This is a genomic window from Holzapfeliella saturejae, from assembly GCF_037546065.1.
Lineage (GTDB): Bacteria > Bacillota > Bacilli > Lactobacillales > Lactobacillaceae > Holzapfeliella > Holzapfeliella saturejae.
In genome coordinates, this window is record NZ_JAWMWG010000001.1 from 317,543 (window position 1) to 334,608 (window position 17,066).

At 34.0% G+C, this 17,066-nt stretch carries 19 protein-coding genes; 16 read left to right on the forward strand and 3 right to left on the reverse strand.

Annotation, left to right across the window (positions count from 1 at the left end):
• Nucleotide 1: 1 nt before the first annotated feature.
• Nucleotides 2–232: a hypothetical protein gene (locus R4Y45_RS01470; protein ID WP_339968545.1), complete on the reverse strand. Its 231-nt coding sequence runs from the start codon at nt 230–232 to the stop codon at nt 2–4.
• Nucleotides 233–552: 320 nt separating this feature from the next.
• Here R4Y45_RS01470 and R4Y45_RS01475 point away from each other — a divergent pair, with 320 nt between their 5' ends.
• The 8 genes from R4Y45_RS01475 (at nt 553) to R4Y45_RS01510 (ending at nt 8,012) form a co-directional block, all read left to right on the forward strand.
• Complete coding sequence (locus R4Y45_RS01475) at nt 553–1,155, forward strand: hypothetical protein (RefSeq protein WP_339968548.1); 603 nt, start codon at nt 553–555, stop codon at nt 1,153–1,155.
• Complete coding sequence (locus R4Y45_RS01480) at nt 1,155–1,610, forward strand: hypothetical protein (protein ID WP_339968550.1); 456 nt, start codon at nt 1,155–1,157, stop codon at nt 1,608–1,610. The genes R4Y45_RS01475 and R4Y45_RS01480 overlap by 1 nt, the downstream gene beginning before the upstream one ends.
• A 379-nt stretch (nt 1,611–1,989) precedes the next feature.
• Complete coding sequence (locus tag R4Y45_RS01485) at nt 1,990–3,438, forward strand: chorismate mutase (protein WP_339968553.1); 1,449 nt, start codon at nt 1,990–1,992, stop codon at nt 3,436–3,438.
• Entirely contained in the window at nt 3,435–4,604 is a 1,170-nt protein-coding gene (gene aroC, locus R4Y45_RS01490) for a chorismate synthase (protein WP_339970235.1), read from the forward strand. The genes R4Y45_RS01485 and aroC overlap by 4 nt, the downstream gene beginning before the upstream one ends.
• Before the next feature lie 10 nt (nt 4,605–4,614).
• Nucleotides 4,615–5,904, forward strand: coding sequence for a 3-phosphoshikimate 1-carboxyvinyltransferase (aroA, locus tag R4Y45_RS01495; RefSeq protein ID WP_339968554.1), 1,290 nt, complete (start codon nt 4,615–4,617; stop codon nt 5,902–5,904).
• Between the two features lie 5 nt (nt 5,905–5,909).
• Nucleotides 5,910–6,761: a prephenate dehydrogenase gene (locus R4Y45_RS01500; protein WP_339968557.1), complete on the forward strand. Its 852-nt coding sequence runs from the start codon at nt 5,910–5,912 to the stop codon at nt 6,759–6,761.
• A 12-nt stretch (nt 6,762–6,773) separates the two neighbouring features.
• On the forward strand, nt 6,774–7,304 hold the full coding sequence (locus R4Y45_RS01505; protein WP_339968560.1) for a shikimate kinase: 531 nt from the start codon (nt 6,774–6,776) through the stop codon (nt 7,302–7,304).
• Nucleotides 7,305–7,394: 90 nt separating this feature from the next.
• Nucleotides 7,395–8,012, forward strand: a complete 618-nt coding sequence (locus R4Y45_RS01510; protein WP_339968563.1) for a carbonic anhydrase family protein — start codon at nt 7,395–7,397, stop codon at nt 8,010–8,012.
• A 33-nt stretch (nt 8,013–8,045) separates the two neighbouring features.
• Here the strand turns inward: R4Y45_RS01510 and R4Y45_RS01515 are convergent, their stop codons facing one another.
• Entirely contained in the window at nt 8,046–8,462 is a 417-nt protein-coding gene (locus tag R4Y45_RS01515; RefSeq protein WP_339968566.1) for a MarR family winged helix-turn-helix transcriptional regulator, read from the reverse strand.
• Between the two features lie 142 nt (nt 8,463–8,604).
• Between R4Y45_RS01515 and alsS the strand changes: the two genes are divergently transcribed.
• Nucleotides 8,605–10,284, forward strand: coding sequence for an acetolactate synthase AlsS (alsS, locus tag R4Y45_RS01520; protein ID WP_339968570.1), 1,680 nt, complete (start codon nt 8,605–8,607; stop codon nt 10,282–10,284).
• A 9-nt stretch (nt 10,285–10,293) separates the two neighbouring features.
• Complete coding sequence (gene mutY / locus R4Y45_RS01525) at nt 10,294–11,367, forward strand: A/G-specific adenine glycosylase (protein ID WP_412747368.1); 1,074 nt, start codon at nt 10,294–10,296, stop codon at nt 11,365–11,367.
• Nucleotides 11,368–11,400: 33 nt separating this feature from the next.
• Here mutY and R4Y45_RS01530 read toward each other — a convergent pair whose 3' ends face one another.
• The gene (locus tag R4Y45_RS01530) at nt 11,401–12,756 is read right to left on the reverse strand and encodes an amino acid permease (RefSeq protein WP_339968576.1); all 1,356 of its coding nucleotides are present in this window, start codon (nt 12,754–12,756) and stop codon (nt 11,401–11,403) included.
• Nucleotides 12,757–12,943: 187 nt separating this feature from the next.
• On the opposite strand from R4Y45_RS01530, the gene R4Y45_RS01535 reads away from it, so the two are divergent.
• The 6 genes from R4Y45_RS01535 to R4Y45_RS01560 all read left to right on the forward strand — a co-directional run bounded on the left by R4Y45_RS01535 (nt 12,944) and on the right by R4Y45_RS01560 (nt 17,062).
• Nucleotides 12,944–13,348: an iron-sulfur cluster biosynthesis family protein gene (locus R4Y45_RS01535; protein ID WP_339968579.1), complete on the forward strand. Its 405-nt coding sequence runs from the start codon at nt 12,944–12,946 to the stop codon at nt 13,346–13,348.
• Nucleotides 13,349–13,505: 157 nt separating this feature from the next.
• Nucleotides 13,506–14,369, forward strand: coding sequence for a YczE/YyaS/YitT family protein (locus R4Y45_RS01540; protein ID WP_339968583.1), 864 nt, complete (start codon nt 13,506–13,508; stop codon nt 14,367–14,369).
• A gap of 25 nt (nt 14,370–14,394) precedes the next feature.
• Entirely contained in the window at nt 14,395–15,237 is an 843-nt protein-coding gene (locus tag R4Y45_RS01545) for a YitT family protein (protein WP_339968586.1), read from the forward strand.
• Between the two features lie 66 nt (nt 15,238–15,303).
• Entirely contained in the window at nt 15,304–16,107 is an 804-nt protein-coding gene (locus R4Y45_RS01550; RefSeq protein WP_339968589.1) for a YitT family protein, read from the forward strand.
• Between the two features lie 67 nt (nt 16,108–16,174).
• Nucleotides 16,175–16,315, forward strand: a complete 141-nt coding sequence (locus R4Y45_RS01555) for a hypothetical protein (RefSeq protein ID WP_339968592.1) — start codon at nt 16,175–16,177, stop codon at nt 16,313–16,315.
• 117 nt (nt 16,316–16,432) lie between these two features.
• Complete coding sequence (locus R4Y45_RS01560) at nt 16,433–17,062, forward strand: YfbR-like 5'-deoxynucleotidase (RefSeq protein ID WP_339968596.1); 630 nt, start codon at nt 16,433–16,435, stop codon at nt 17,060–17,062.
• Nucleotides 17,063–17,066 lie beyond the last annotated feature (4 nt).

Genomic DNA, 17,066 nt, shown 5'->3' on the forward strand with positions numbered 1-17,066 from the left:
ATTAATGTTGATGTTTTTGTTTTTCTAAATCTTCACGACGTTTTTTGTTTTCTTGACTTAAACGTTTTTGAGCATCCTCAACTGATTCGCCATCACGTGTTAAATATAAATCAACGAATTTGTTTTCAACTTTTTTGTAGCTACCAACAACTGTGTCTTCGATTTTCTTATAACTACCGACAACACCGTTTTCGATTTTTTTATTTGCTTTGATTAATTTTGATTTTGCCATTTGAATAGCCTCCTTATAAATCTCTTTGCGTTTATCTATGTCTAGATTATAGTGCGGTTTTATCAGGGGATTCAATCAACAGCTTTTTTGAAATTGTTGGGTAAATATGATTATTAACTGGTCCAATTAATTGTTTCAATATGAGTAAAAAGTATTTTACTTCAAAGAATTGCGAGTAGTGAATTAGAGATACACAATAAAATTCATAAAAAAAACTAAATACGAAAGGTTATATATTATGTTTTGATTTTGTGTAGTTTAGAATATGATAAAATTAAGTTTATTGATAGTAATTATTTAGGGGGGTAAAAACAAGTAAAATGACGTTTTTTAAAAAAAATAGTAAATATATGCTATTAGTCGTTCCATTTATTATAGTATTAATAATTAATGTTTTTATAAAAGAAAATAATAAACAAGTAACTGTTTATACAATATTACAAAATGTTGCAAATTTGTTTGGCATAGTTAGTGCCGTTTTATCTATCATAGTAATTAACAGTGTTGATAAGATAAAAAGAGACCTTAATGAAGATAAAAATAATCAAATTATTGAAACGGAACAAAAAATAATATTAAGACAAAATTTTGATCAAAAAATAAATTTGTTAGAGGATTTTATTACCTCACTGTCTACCGTTCATATGTCAAATGAAAATGATGACATAAGTGAAGAAATCAATTTTTTATTTGACAATAAGACACGTATTTATAATCTTGTTAGTGCTAACAAAGAGTTACTAATTAATATAGCTAAAGATACGAAGAATTATAAAAATCAAAATTTTAGCCAAATTACAAATGATATTACTGATTTAGATTTTAAATTACCAAATAAAGAAATTTATTTAAGGTTAGAGCGAGATTTGAGAAATGTAGAAACACTATTAATGTTAATTAATAAAAAAGAGGAGAATTATTAATGCGTTATCAAGCAGTAGTAAACAATTTAGCAACTAAAGATTATTCTTGGAATAAGATAGATAAAAAAGCAAAACAGATAAGAGAAATTATCAATTTTAATAATGATGAAGGAAATAATATAAAAGAAATTTATTCTACCGAAAATATAGATAGGCTAGGAAGAAGAAATTTAGCATTAATATGTCGTGCTTCGTCAAGTCAACATAATGATGAGTATGGAGAGATGATAGATAATATTCCAATTTATATTTTGATTTTTATCGTTGATTACAAAGATACGGTTGCTGTAACAGAAGATTCTTTTTATAAAATAAGTGATCGTGATTTAGAAAAATCTAGAGTGCAAGATAGTTATACTTATACTCACAACATAACTTTAAGAGACCTGTTTTTCAAAGCAAAAGAAAAAGTAATGAAAATTGACACATTATTAGATAGCTTCTTAGAAGATTAAAATTAAAAATAAATTAATCTTACATTTGACTTTTTAATGATCAGGTGTTTTAATAATGACAACGAACAACACAGGAAGGGAATTTCAAAATGAATAATTTCAATCATAGTCGTAACTATTATTATAACTTTTATTACTTTAGCAAAAGCGTTTGCTAGTCCAGGTTTACTGATGCAAACGCTTCAAACAATGCGTTTGCATCTAAAGCATAAGAGTTATAATAATTCTTTGTCGGTTAGATGCAGCAAGTCATCTAATTCGATAAAGTGATAGTTAGTTATGATTACAGGTTTTCATATATGTAATTTAATTCTCTATAAACCAAAGTCGGTTAGATGATTATCATCTAACCGACTTTTTTATTTAGGAGGATTTAAAAATGAGTCATGGAAAACTGAAAACGAGTTTATTCTTGAACTACTTGGTGCATGGAATGGCCTTAATCATTGTCGCTCAAAATATTAAAGAGCTTGGAGCTAATTGGGCAACACCTTTGGCAACAGCATCTTATGTATTGTCAGGAGTTGGAATTGGTCGACTTGGGGCTTACCTTATTTTAGGTTATTTATCGGATAAAATCGGTCGCAAACAAGTTTTAATGTTAGGGATGTTGGCTTACTTCACCTTCTTTATCGTTTCACCGTTTAATCACAATATCACAATCGCTTATGGGTTATCGATTTTAGCTGGGGTAGCTAATTCAGCTTTTGATTCAGCAACTTACCCAACATTTTTAGAAATTGGCGATAAAAATAAATTTGCTAGTATTTTACTTAAAGCATTCATTTCAATTGGTGAATTTATCTTGCCATTAGTGGTTGCGAGTCTACACAACAATAGTATGTGGTTTGGTTGGTCATTTATCTTTGCAGCCATCATTGTTTTGATTAATTTTGTCACAATTTTAACAACCAAATTTCCTAAGCAACAATCAGCGATTGCTGAAGAAGTTGCCCAACAATCATCACTTTCGGTAAATAAAAAACGATTAATTGCTATTTTACTAGGTGTTTACAGTTACACCTCCATGGCAATAATGATTTGGTTCACACAGTGGATTAGCTTATTTGCCACAGATATCTTACATTACGATGCACTCACTTCACACACCTTAATTTCACTATACAGTGTCGGCTCAATCTTAGGGGTTTTAAGTGTCTTCTTCTTACTCAAAAAAGAATTTTCAGCAACAAAGCTACTAGTTTTAATGAATATGATTTCACTACTATCTTTGGTTATCGTTACACAAGTTGCACAACCGACAATTTCAATGATGGCCGCATTCTTATTTGGCTTTAGTGCGGCTAGTGGTGTTATGCAGATTGGATTGAACTTATTAATCCAGCTATTCCCACAAAACAAGGGTATTTTAACTGGTATTTACTTTATGTTTGGGAGTATTGCTTCATTCACAGTGCCACTTATTACAGGAAAATTATCACAATTTGGAATTGAAGTTGCCCTACAAAGTAATATTGTTGTCGCTATTATTGGTACATTAGCTGTTATTGGCATTTACTTTGCTTACAAAACTGTACACCAAACGGATGATTTAAATACTTCACGTGAAAAAATTAATCAAATTGATCAGCAAATTGTTGGATTATTACAACAGCGATTCGAAGCAGTAACTGCTGTTAGTGAAGCAAAACGCCAAACAGCGAAACCTGTTTTTGATCCTAAAAGAGAGCAACAAGTTTTAACGAAAATCACGAGCTATAGTCAAAGTGACAAGTTAGCACCTCATTTCAAAAAAATCTATCAAGGTATTATGGATGCATCAAAAGATTACCAAACAGAACTCAATAAAATCGGAGGAAAGAAATAATGAATTACTTAACAGCAGGAGAATCACACGGCCCACAATTGACTGGAATTTTGGAAGGTATACCAGCCGGATTAACAATCGATGTTGACGGAATTAATGATCTTTTAGCGGCTAGACAAGGGGGATATGGCCGTGGCAATCGCCAACAAATTGAACATGACCAAATTGAAATAACTGGTGGTGTCCGTCATAAACAAACACTCGGTTCACCTATTTCTTTAGTTATCAAGAATATCGATCATAATCACTGGAAAGATATTATGAATCCCTTAATTGATGCGACACCAGAAAACACAATTCGTAACTTAACTCGTCCAAGACCAGGTCATGCTGATTTAGCCGGTGCCATTAAATACAATCACCAAGATTTAAGAAATGTACTAGAACGGTCATCAGCTCGTGAAACAGCTATGAGAGTGGCAATTGGGGCTATTTGTAAGCAATTACTTAAACAGTTAGATATCGATATTGTTGGCTATGTTGAGCAAGTTGGGTCAAAAATTGCTGATAAAAAGGCGTTATTAAATGTTGAAGAAATTGAAAACCAAATTAAACAAAACGATTTAAGAGTAACAGACCAAGCACAAGTTGAAAGTATTCACGAGTTAATTGATCAAACCAAACGCAATCGAGATACCTTAGGCGGTGTGGTACGTGTTGTTGCCACAAATATGCCTGTCGGGATGGGAAGTTACGTCAGCTTTGATCAAAAACTAGATGGCAAAATTGCAGGGGCTGTTATGGCAGTGAATGCAATGAAGGGCGTTGAAATTGGTGATGGCTTTGCGATATCTAAAAATCCAGGAAGTGCAGTTATGGATGAAATTGACTGGCAAGAAACTAAAGGTTTTGGTCGCTTAACTGATCATTTAGGTGGTTTTGAAGGGGGAATGACAAATGGTATGCCAGTCATTGTTAAAGCTGCCATGAAGCCAATCCCAACTTTATACAAGCCCCTTCAAAGTGCAGATATTAAAACCAAAGAAATCAAAAAGGCAAATGTTGAACGTTCAGATACAACGGCTATCGTACCAGCATCCATTGTGATTGAAAGTGTAGTTGCCATTGAACTAGCTAAAGTTATTACCGAAACTTTTGACGGTAGCAATCTTGAACGTCTTAAACGCCAAGTCGTTGATTACCGAAAAGAAGTTTTGAATTTTTAAGGAGTCAATTATGAAAGAGTTAACAACAGCCCTAAAGACTGGGCTAACGGGTGAACTAACCGTTCCAGGTGACAAAAGTATTTCGCATCGTGCCATTATGTTGGGAGCTTTAGCTGAAGGAACGACAACTATTCACAATTTTTTACAATCACAAGACTGCTTATCAACACTTAAAGCTTTTCAGGACTTAGGTGTTGAAATTGATAATCAGATAGATGTAGTGACTGTTAAAGGTGTGGGATTAAATGGGTTAAAGCAGCCAAAAAAACCGCTAGACATGGGAAATTCTGGGACAACAACCCGACTTATTATGGGGATTTTAGCAGCCCAACGCTTTCAAACAGATTTATTTGGGGATGCTTCACTTAGTAAACGACCAATGGATCGAGTCTGTCAGCCATTGAGACAAATGGGAGCAAAAATTGAGTCAAAAACTGATAAGTTACCACTAACGATTGAACCTAGTCAGATTAAGCAAATCACTTATGACTTACCTGTTGCTAGTGCCCAAGTCAAAAGTGCTGTTATCTTAGCTGGACTTTTTGCAGAAGGTAAAACACAAATTATTGAAAAACAACCTACACGTGACCATACCGAACGCTTATTAAATGCTTTTGCACCGGATACAATCCAAACTCATGCGGACAAAATTACGGTTAATCCGCCTAAGCAATTAATGGGACAAACCGTTGAGGTCCCAAGTGATATTTCATCTGCTGCATTCTTTATGGTCGCAGCAGCGATTTTGCCCAATTCTAATTTAACGCTTAAAGCGATTAGTTTAAACAAGACTAGAACCGGATTGCTCAAAGTACTTGAAAAAATGGGTGTTCAGTTAACCTTTAAAAATCAGCGGAATTTAAGTGGTGAACCGGTTGCCGATATTCAAGTTAAAACGAGCCAGTTAAACGCCATTGAACTCAAAGAATCAGACATTCCTGCTATGATTGATGAATTGCCTATTATTGCACTACTTTGCAGTTTTGCTAATGGGACTAGCAAAATTACAGGTGCACAAGAGCTACGTGTTAAAGAAACCGATCGAATTGCAGCAGTGGTAACAGAATTTAAAAAATTAGGGATTGCAATTACCGAATTATCTGATGGTTTTATCATTGAAGGAAAACCAGAGCTAACAATTGTAAATCCTCAATTATCAAGCCATAAAGATCATCGAATTGGCATGACATTAGCGATTGCAGCTCTTAAAGCTAACCAATCGTTAGAATTAGCAGATGCAGAATGTGTGGGGATTTCATACCCTAGTTTCTTTGAAGATTTAGAGAAAGTGATGAGGTAGTCAGGATGGAAACAGTGTTTATTAGCGGCATGGGACTGATTGGTAGTTCTATTGCCCGAATTATTCGTCAAAAAAATAAAGCAATTAAGCTACTAGCCGAAGATGTTAAGGCCCAAAATACCGATTATCTGTTAAAAGAAGGGATAATCGATAAGGTTGTTGCCTTTGAACAGGGCGTTAAAGCTGCTAACTTTGTTTTTTTGGCAACACCTGTTTCCATTATCAAACAACAACTACAACAGCTGGGTGACTTACCATTATCTTCTAAAATAATTGTGACCGATGTTGGCAGTACTAAACTATCGATTATGGCAGTCGCAAAAACAGCTGTTCAAAAAAATAAGCAACTGCGGTTTATTGGGGGACATCCAATGAGTGGCTCTCATTTAACGGGCAGTCAAAATGGTCATGCTGAGTTATTTAAGCAGGCATTTTACTTTTTGATTAATCAAAATGGCAGTGGCGATGATATCAAACAACTGACTTCGCTTTTAAGTGAAAGCTGCAGTCGATTTGCACGTCTTTCTGCTGAAGAGCATGATCAGTTAGTTGGCATTACAAGCCATTTATCACATCTTTTAGCGACAACGTTAGTTAATACCGCAACTAAAGAATTAAAAAACCAAACAAGGGGTCTTGAAACTGCTGCTAATGGGTTTAAAAAAACAACTGAAATTGCACAGGCAGACGAAGTGATGTGGCAAGCCATTTTTTCAGAAAATAAAGCAGTTATAGCTGATCAAATTAACCATTTTCAAGAAGAACTAGATCAAATGAAGCAAGCTATTTTATCAGATGACCGAGCAACTATAATTAATCAGATCAAACAAGCAAAACTAATGAGACAATCGTTATAAGGAGGAATTAGAATGCCTGTTATTTTAATTGGATTTATGGGAACGGGAAAATCGACAGTTGGCAGATTGTTAGCTGAGAGTCTGAATCAATCATTTTGTGATTTAGATGACTTAATTGAAAAAGAAGCCGGAATGACAATTCCTGCATACTTCGACACTTATGGTGCGAAGGCTTTTCGACAATTAGAACAAGACTTACTTAAAAAAGCGATTAATGAGTATGATATTTTATCAACAGGTGGTGGAACGCCTACGATTTTAGCCAATCAAGAAGTTATTCAAGCGGCAACAGGATTAACAATTAAACTGGATGCACCGATTGATGAAATTCGGTCCCGGATTGGGGATGATGCAAATCGGCCTATTTTCAAAAAGTTGAGTCGACAAGCTTTTGATGAACTTAAGCAACAAAGGGATACCATGTATAATCAGGCTTCTGATATGAGTATTGATACCAATCAAAGACATCCACAAGAAATTGCGGATGAAATTAAAGCCCGTATTTTCCAAAATATAGACGAACTAAATTACGCTTCCCTTTAAACGAGAGTTAAAAATTGGCTTAAGGCATCAATTTGGTTATGATAATTTTTAACCTACGTCACTTAATAATTTTAAAAATAAGAGGCCATTATGAAACATTTAAATTATCAGCGACAATCTCTGTGGCAAAAACCAACAGATGTTTTATGTCAATCACCAATTTCTTTGACACAAGCGACTTCAACTGCTATCAAAGGTCAGTTTGTCACGATTGAATTTGATTGTGTCACAACAAGAAAAGACCAGATTGTAGGAGAACAGTTTATAAGCCAAGGCTTACTCAATCTATTTGGTAATCATTGGCATCTTGAACGTTTTCATTTTCATGAACATTCAGAACATCGTATCGAAAACCATTATCACGATATCGAAATTCATTTTGTGTTTAAACATGATGAGGCTATTTTGGTAGTTGCCGTATTAGGTGACGTTACAATTGACAGTCCATCAAAAATTACTAGACTTTTTGAAAATAATTATGCCCGATTTGAACTGTCACCACTCTTTCCAGATAAATCCAATTACTATAGCTATCAAGGGTCATTAACGACACCACCTTTTGAACAAACTGTTCAGTGGGTAGTAATGGCTGATTCTATCCAAATCAGTGCTAGTGATTTAGCGACAATTAAAGCGAGTTATCCTAGTAATTATAGAAATGAACAGCCACGACAAAAGAGAAAAATTTATTACCATATCACACCATAAAAAAAGAGCCCTTACGATAACGTAAAGGCTCTTTTAATCTTCCAAATTAGTAACAATATGATGCATAGTTTTTAAAAATGTTTGTTGTTCAGTTTGATTAAGACTTGCTAAGTTTTCTTTCCACCAATTATTTCTAATTTCTAAAATGTTAGGAATTAAACTACACCCTAAATCAGAAAGTTCTAGGCTTTGTGATCGTCCAGTACTTTCTTTTTTGTGAATATAGTCAATTTTGATAAGCTTGTTCACTTCTCTAGTCACCAATGCCCGATCTTGACCTAAAATCTTCGCAATTTGGTTTTTATTAATATTCTTATTTTGGTAAATCGTTAATAAAATATTGGCAGTTGTGGGGTTCAGTTTGATTTCAGCACATTGTTTGTGCGTATCGTTGTAATATTTTCTAGCGAGTATGGATACATATTGTGATAAATTACCTAAATCTTCCATATCAATCTCCTCAATTAAAGTTGCCTAAATGTACAGCTATAACTATAACATGAATTTAATATTTTTGTATGTTGACAAATCAACATGTCGGTTTTATGATTATGTAGACAACTCAACATTACAAAAAATAAGAGGATTTAAAATGAAAATAGAAAAAAACGGATCTAATACCTTAATTCAAACAATGATCAATCAAGGAATTGAATATATCTTTGGGATTCCAGGAGCTAAGATTGATCAGTTATTTAATGATTTAAAAAATTATCCAGATGCCAATAAACCTAAATTAATTGTGGCTCGTCATGAACAAAATGCTGCTTTTATGGCTAGTGGTATTGGACGATTAACAGGAAAACCTGGGGTTGTTTTGGTGACGTCGGTTCCAGGAGTCTCAAACTTAGCAACCGGATTAATTACGGCTACTTCAGAAGGTGATCCGGTTATTGCACTAGGCGGGCAAGTTCCAAGAAATGACATTTCGCGATTAACGCACCAAAGTATTCCTAGTCGGGAATTATTATCAGAAGCAACTAAAAGTAGTTATGAAGTGGAAATGGCCGACAATATTTCAGAAGTTTTTATCAGTGCATATATCACTGCAACTTCTCCTAAAGCCGGTGCTAGTTTTATTTCAATTCCACAAGATGTTTTAGCAGCACCAGTTGAAAAAGAAGCGATTAAGCGATTTGATTTACCAGATGAAAACGCTGAAGCGACAACCGCATCACTTAATAAAGTTATCGAAAAAATAAAGAATGCTAAATTTCCGGTTATTCTAGCGGGAATGCGTTCATCTGAACAACGTGTTACAGATGCTTTGCACCATTTATTAAGTCGATTTTCGATTCCAGTTGTTGAAACTTTTCAAGCAGCCGGAATTTTATCACATCAATATGAGCATCATTATTTTGGTCGTGTTGGATTATTTAGAAATCAAATGGGGGATACTGTATTGAAGCAAAGTGACTTAGTAATTACGATTGGTTATGACCCGGTAGAGTATGAGGCTCGTAATTGGAACGCAAGTGGTCAGCGTGAAATTATTAATATTGATACGGTTGATCCAGAAATTACAAATGAATACCAACCTAGTTTGATTATTAAGACTGATTTAGCAAACACGATTAATAAATTAGCCCGGTTACTACCCCAAGGTTTAAAAATAAAAGAAACTTCAAATCAAATTATCCAAAAATTACGTTATCAATTTGATTATGAAGAGCCAGATTTTAAATTTAAAAATCCAGATTTACTCAATCCGCTTCAAATTATTGAAGCCCTACAAGAATTCGCTGATGATAGTAATATTGTAACGGTTGATGTGGGCAGTCATTATATTTGGATGGCAAGATATTTTAGAAGTTATCAGCCCCGTCAATTACTATTTAGTAACGGTATGCAAACTCTAGGGGTTGCTTTACCTTGGGCAATATCTGCTGCTATTTTAAATCCTGATAAAAAAATTATTTCAGTTTCCGGAGATGGTGGGTTTTTGTTTTCTGCTCAAGAGTTAGAAACAGCTGTGAGATTACAATCAAATATTATTCACTTAATTTGGGAAGATAATGCTTATGATATGGTAAAATTTCAAGAAGAAATCAAGTATAATCAAAGCTCAGGTGTTGAGTTTGGACCTGTAGATTACGTTAAGTACGCACAAGCTTTTGGAGCTGAAGGTATGAGAGTTAATTCTCAACAAGAATTATCAGAGGCACTAAGAGCCGCTGATAAAATTCAGGGTCCAGTTATTATTGTGATTCCAGTTGATTATAGTGCTAATACTCAGCTTAAAACTAGCTTGATTGAAAATACCACGAACTAACAAGGAGTGATTGTAATCAGTTATATTGAATGGTCTGATGACACGATTAAACAATTTAGAAGAACACTATTAACCTGGTATGATGAAAATAAACGTGATTTGCCTTGGCGAAAAGACACAGATCCATATCACGTGTTTATTAGTGAAATAATGCTACAACAAACGCAAGTTAATACAGTAATTGATTACTATTTAAAATTTATTGAAGCCTTTCCAACTGTTTTTGATTTAGCACAAGCACCAGAAGATGAATTAATGGCTGTTTGGCAAGGATTAGGTTATTACTCTAGAGCTCGTAATATGCAAGCAGCGGCCAAACAAATTGTGCTGGACTATGAAGGTCACTGGCCCAAAACAGCTAAAGAGCTTGAACAGTTAAAGGGAATTGGACCTTATACGTCATGTGCGATTGCATCAATTGCTTTTGGTGAAGTTGAACCGGCTATTGATGGGAATGCCTTTCGAGTTTTTGCACGATTACTTAAAATCGAGGATGATATTGCCAAGCCCAAAACAAAAACCCTATTTTATAATATTGTTAAAAAAATTATTGACCCTGATCGACCAGGTGATTTTAATCAGGCTATTATGGATTTGGGTTCAAGTTATATGAAAGCAAAGAACCCTATTATTGAACAATCGCCTGTTTATGAATTTGATGCGAGCGGTCAAGAAGGGACTTACCTTGATTATCCAGTTAAAACAAAGAAGAAGCCGCCACAAAAAATACCGTACTATGCTTTTGTTATTAAAACGCCAACCGGTTATTTATTAGAGAAAAGACCTCAGACAGGGATTTTGGCTAATTTTACAATGTTTCCACTAATCAAAAAGTCAGATGTTGAAAAAGAAGCTATTGTTGATTATTTTAAGGCTAATTATTCAGTTGAGTTAGCTCATATCGAAGTAGATGATAGCCAAAAAGTGACACATACTTTTACGCATCAACAATGGCAAATTAATTTTGTTAAAGCCGATTTAGTCAGGTTTAACAACGCAAACTTTATCGAAGTGAACGAAAAAGAACTGTATCAATTGAACTTATCAGCCCTACAAAAGAAAATGAACAATATTTTAGCATAGAAAAAAGACTACTCAGTTGAGTAGTCTTTTTGTTTAGTTAGCTTTTTTATCATTGAATCTAATGAAGTAAATAATGGTCATAATAATTAAGAATGCCACCCCAACTAATAGCGAAGCACGTGTAGCTGGATTAATAAACATATAAACTAATGTTACAGCTAAAAATGCGAGTGTTAAGTAGTTAGTGTAAGGTGATAATGGCATTTTGAATGGGTGATCTTTTAGTAACTCAGGATGTTGTTTTCTAAATCTTAAGTGACTAATTAAAATGACAACCCAAGGAACCATACCCGGTAACACACTTGAACTATAAACAAGTTCAAAGATGTTGTTAGTACCAGGGAATACCATAGGAATAATCACACTTAGGAAAACACCTAATAAAATTCCCAATGTAATAGTAATAACCCCAATGTAAGGGACATTATGACGATTTAATTTTTTAAATACTTTTGGAATTTGGTTATCATTGGCTAAAGTATAAGACATACGGCTAGCACTATAGATACCTGAGTTGGCACCAGATAAAGCAGCAGTTAACACAACGAAGTTAATGATACCCGCTGCAAATGTAATACCGGCCTTTTCAAAGGTGGCCACAAATGGTGAACCAACTTCGTTTAAACCGTTCCATGGGTAAATTGTTACAATAACAAAGATAGCCCCAATGTAGAAAATCAAAATACGACTAACGGTTGATTTAATCGCACGAACTAAAGTGGGTTGTGGATCTTCAGCTTCACCAGCTGTAATCCCAACTAACTCAATACCTTGATAAGAAGCTAGCACTAAAGCTAAAGCAAACATAAAGCCGTTGAATCCACCAGTGAAGAATCCACCATGAGCCCAAAGGTTACTTAATCCTGTTGCAGGATGACCTGCTAGCCCAAAAAAGATAAAGATTAAACCAACAATAATCATTAAAATAATTGTGACAACTTTAATCAGTGAGAACCAAAATTCTAGCTCACCAAACATTTTAACGGAGATAAGGTTGGCAATCATTAATAATGCAATAGCAATGACACCTGGTACCCAAACTGGTAATCCTGGGAACCAAAATTCCATATATTCACCGATGGCAATAACTTCACTCATCCCGACTACAATAAATTGGAAAATGTTACTCCAAGCAGTTAAATAACCAAATACTGGGTGAATGTATTCAGAAGCAAATTTAGAAAATGATCCAGTAGAAGGATCAACATAAAGCATTTCACCCAAAGCTCTCATGATTAAATAAAGAAATAATCCGGCAATCGCATAGGCGATTAATACAGATGGACCAGTCCAACCGATAGTTGACTTGGCCCCCATAAATAGACCGACCCCAATTGTACCGCCGAGTGCAATCATCTGCATATGACGATGTGATAATTTTCTTTCCAAGTTCCGTACACCTACTTATCTTATTTTATTAATCCATTCTACATGAAAATAAAAATACCGACAATGTTTCAATTACAAAAAGTAATAAAAATTGAAAATAAAGGTTGTATTTGTGGCCACTTTCGATTAATATAATAAGTGTAAAAATTGTACACAATTTATTTTTGCGAAAGCGAGGCGCTAATTTATGAAATTAGTAATTAAAGACACAGCAAAAGACTTTTTGAAAGATAAACTACCATCAGATAAGAGACATGTTTTCCTAGCATTGGATGATGGCTCAAGTAAATTTTCAAAAATGGGTGGCTCTTGTGCAATAGGAAATAAATTTCAATTTGTGTTCAGTAACCAACCTGACAATGATTATACAACTCCTGTCGAAAATGATTTCGATTTAGACTTAACAACTTCAAAAGAAGAAGAAGCATTTCTAGGCAACGGTCTAGTACTAGAATACAAAAACGCATCACTTGTTTTACGTGATGACAGTGGTATTTTAGATGGTGCGGTTTCAGTTATTGAATATACTGAACCAGCTGATGCTGATCAACTTAAAAAAGATATGGAAAGATTCGGCACAAAAATCTGCTAATTTTTCTCGTCAAACGGCCATGAAAATCATGGCCGTTTTTTTATGTTTTGCGTTAAAAAAAGAATTATTTAGCGATTTATGATAAAATAATAATAGATTTAATAAAAAGGAAGTTGATATTTTGGAGAATTCTCGACCGAAACTGACAAGAAGAATCATGTTATTTGTATTACAATCGCTAGTCTCATTTGCAGGGATAACGGTGTTATCTCTTGGAGCTGCAATATTGAGATTAGGGTCTGTAGGGCTTGATCCGTTTACAGCTATCAATACAGCACTATCTTCTAAATTTCATATCGATTTAGGGATATTTCAACTTGGTTTTAACTTTATTATATTCGTATTTATTGTATTGCTTGATCGTAAAAAAATCGGGTTTGGTACTATAATGAATATGGTTTTAGTAGGATTTGAAATACAATTCTTTTATGAATCATTTAGCAATTTCTTTATTTTGACTTCAACACTAGTTTCAATCGGTTCAGCTGTTATCGGACTTCTATTATTTACACTAGGGAGTTCATTATATATGGGACCAGGACTTGGTGTGGCACCATATGATGCAGTAGCGCCGATTTTAAGCAAAAGATTGCATATTAAATATAAAATCGCTCGTATCATTCAAGATTTGATATTTATGGTGAGTGCTTATGTATTAGGTGGACCAGTTGGCTTTGCTACAATTATCATTGCTTTCTTTGCGGGTCCATTGATTACGATGTGGAATAAACGTGTAAGTTACCCCTTAGTTCGTAACGTTGAAGAATTTGCGGCGGAACCAACACCTAAGAGTTTGGGAACGCGTTTAGTAGCCGCTACAAAAGTTGGTTATGAAGCAGTTAGAAAGTCATATGAAGAAACCTTTGAAATTCAAAAGGAAATGACGGGATTTAGTGATGAAGAGCTACAAGAACGCATTAAAGTAGCTAAACAAAACTATCAAGATGCAGAACGTGTTGCTCAAAATTCACAACGTCAATATGAAATGTTAGAAAAAGAACGTGAAAATAGAAATGACTAGACACCTTAATGAAGGATGATGATAAATGAAAGAAAACCAAATAATGAAAACGTTAATGCGTTTTTTACTAATCGCAGTAGGTGTAGAGATTATTGCTATAAGTATTAATATGTTTGCGGCACCTCACAGTATTGCACTTGGTGGGGTTAGTGGGATTTCAGTGTTATTAGATGCTGTATTCTCGATTCCAACTTATGCCACTGTTTTAGTGCTTAATTTATTAATGTTAGTACTTTCCTATTTCTTTTTAGGGAAAAAAACAACGATTAATATCGCTTTTGGTAGTTTAATGCTACCAGTTGGCTTGGCATTAACGCCAGAAATTATGCTAGTTAAAGACCCATTTGTAAGTGTGATTGCTTCAGGTGCCATTTTTGGTGCTGGGTTAGCATTATTGTATAGATGCAACGCATCTAGTGGTGGGACGGCCGTTCCGCCAATGATTGTGAGAAAATATTTTAGAATTAAAGAGCCAATTACGTTATTAGTGATTGATTTAGTTGTCACTTTCTTTAATATTTTTGTAACGGGATTTGAAAGTTTTGTGATTGCAACTATATCACTAGTTATTTCATCTGCCGTTATCAACTATATTGAGACAGGTTTAGACCGTAAGAAAGTGCTTTATATCATGTCTCCAGAAAAAGAAGATCAAATTCGAAAAGCTATTTTAGCTTACGGGACGACAACAACACTATTTGATGTGACTGGTGGCCATAGTGGTGAGGAAAACCAAATGATTATGGTCGTGATTGAAAACAACGACTATTATGCTTTATTAAGTATTTTAGAAGATATTGATCCTAAGGCTTTTGTCTTAGTCTATAATGCTTCAGAAGTTCATGGTGGTTTTTCATTGAAAAGTTAATAGAAAAGGATTTGCTTAAATATAACAATATCGAAAAAAACCATTAAAGAGACAATTATCAGGTTATTGTTAATTGTATTGGGAACTGAGATTATTGCCATAAGTATTAATATGTTTGAAGCTCCACATAGTATTGGACTAGGTGGGGTGACTGGGATTGCGGTTTTATTAGAGGCTGTTTTATCAATCCCAACTTTTATTAGCGTTTTAGTCTTGAATTTATTAATGTTGGTTTTAGCCTATATTTTCTTAGGGAAAAAGACAGCTATTAATATTGCTTTAGGTAGCTTTTTACTACCAGTTCTCTTGGGAGTGACGCCAGAAATAAAGCTGGTTAATGATCCATTTGTCAGTGTAATTGCTGCTGGTGCTATTTTTGGTGTGGGGCTATCTATTCTTTATCGTGTTAATTCTTCAAGTGGTGGGACGGCTGTTCCGCCCATGATTATAAAAAAATATTTTAGAATCAAAGAACCGATTACACTGTTGATTATTGATGTTTTAGTTACGGTATTTAATATTTTCGTAACAGGATTTGAAAGTTTTGTGATTGCGACAGTTTCCCTTGTTATTTCATCTGCTGTGATGAATTACATTGAAGTTGGATTAGATCATAAAAAAGTGTTGTATATTATGTCTGCAGAAAAAGAAGATCAAATTAGACGTGCGATTTTAGAGTATGGGACAACGACAACATTATTTGATGTAACAGGTGGTCATACAGGTTATGAAAATAAAATGGTTATGGTAATCATTGAAAATAGCGATTATTTTTCAATGTTAAGTGTTATTGAAGATATTGATCCTAAAGCTTTTGTATTAGTTTACAATGCGTCAGAAGTTCATGGTGGATTTTCATTAAAAGATTAGCTATACTTGATTTTATTCTTAATTTTCTATATTATAGACTAGAAAGATTAAAATAAGGAGAGATATTATGGGACACAACAAAAGAACAAACGTGCACGTTGGTGTCGGTAATGACCGTCGTCCAGTAAATAGTACAAACTTGAAGAAACGTTTACAAGATAACTTAGATGTTATTAACTTTTTGAAATCAAGAAAAAATAACGACTAATAAAAAACAAGCGATGATATTTTAAATATCACCGCTTTTTTTTCGGCCCAAAGTTGTTTTTGTGAATTTAATTTGATAATATAGAAAAAATTTGTCAAAAATTAGGAGGATATTTTTATGGGAATGCATGCTTACTTACAAGGACTAAATAACTTAGAGACATTGAATCGAGCACCGGGGTACTTTCAATATCAACAACATTCTGTTTCAACTCACTCATTTAGAGTGACACAAATGGCCCAAATGCTAGGTGATTTAGAAGAAATTTCAGGACATATCATTAACTGGCGTGTGCTATATGAAAAAGCGTTAAATCATGATTATACCGAACGTTTCATTGGCGATATTAAAACACCGGTCAAATATGCAACATCAGAATTGCGTGAATTAATCGCAAATGTCGAGGACTCAATGACAGAAAGTTTTATTCAAAGTGAAATTCCACAAGAATTACAAGAACGTTACCGTAGACGATTATCCGAGGGGAAAGATGAGACGTTAGAAGGTCAAATTTTATCAATTTCAGATAAAATGGATTTATTATACGAAGCATTTGGTGAAATTCAAAAAGGAAATCCACAAGAAGTTTTTATGGAAATTTATCGTGAAAGTTTACAAAGTATCAAGCAATTTAATCACTTATACAGTGTGCAGTATTTCTTTGAAAATATTTTACCTGAAATGTTAGCAGAAGACTTTCCATTTAGAACACGTGTAAATGAAGTCACAAACTTGATTTTAGAATAAAAAA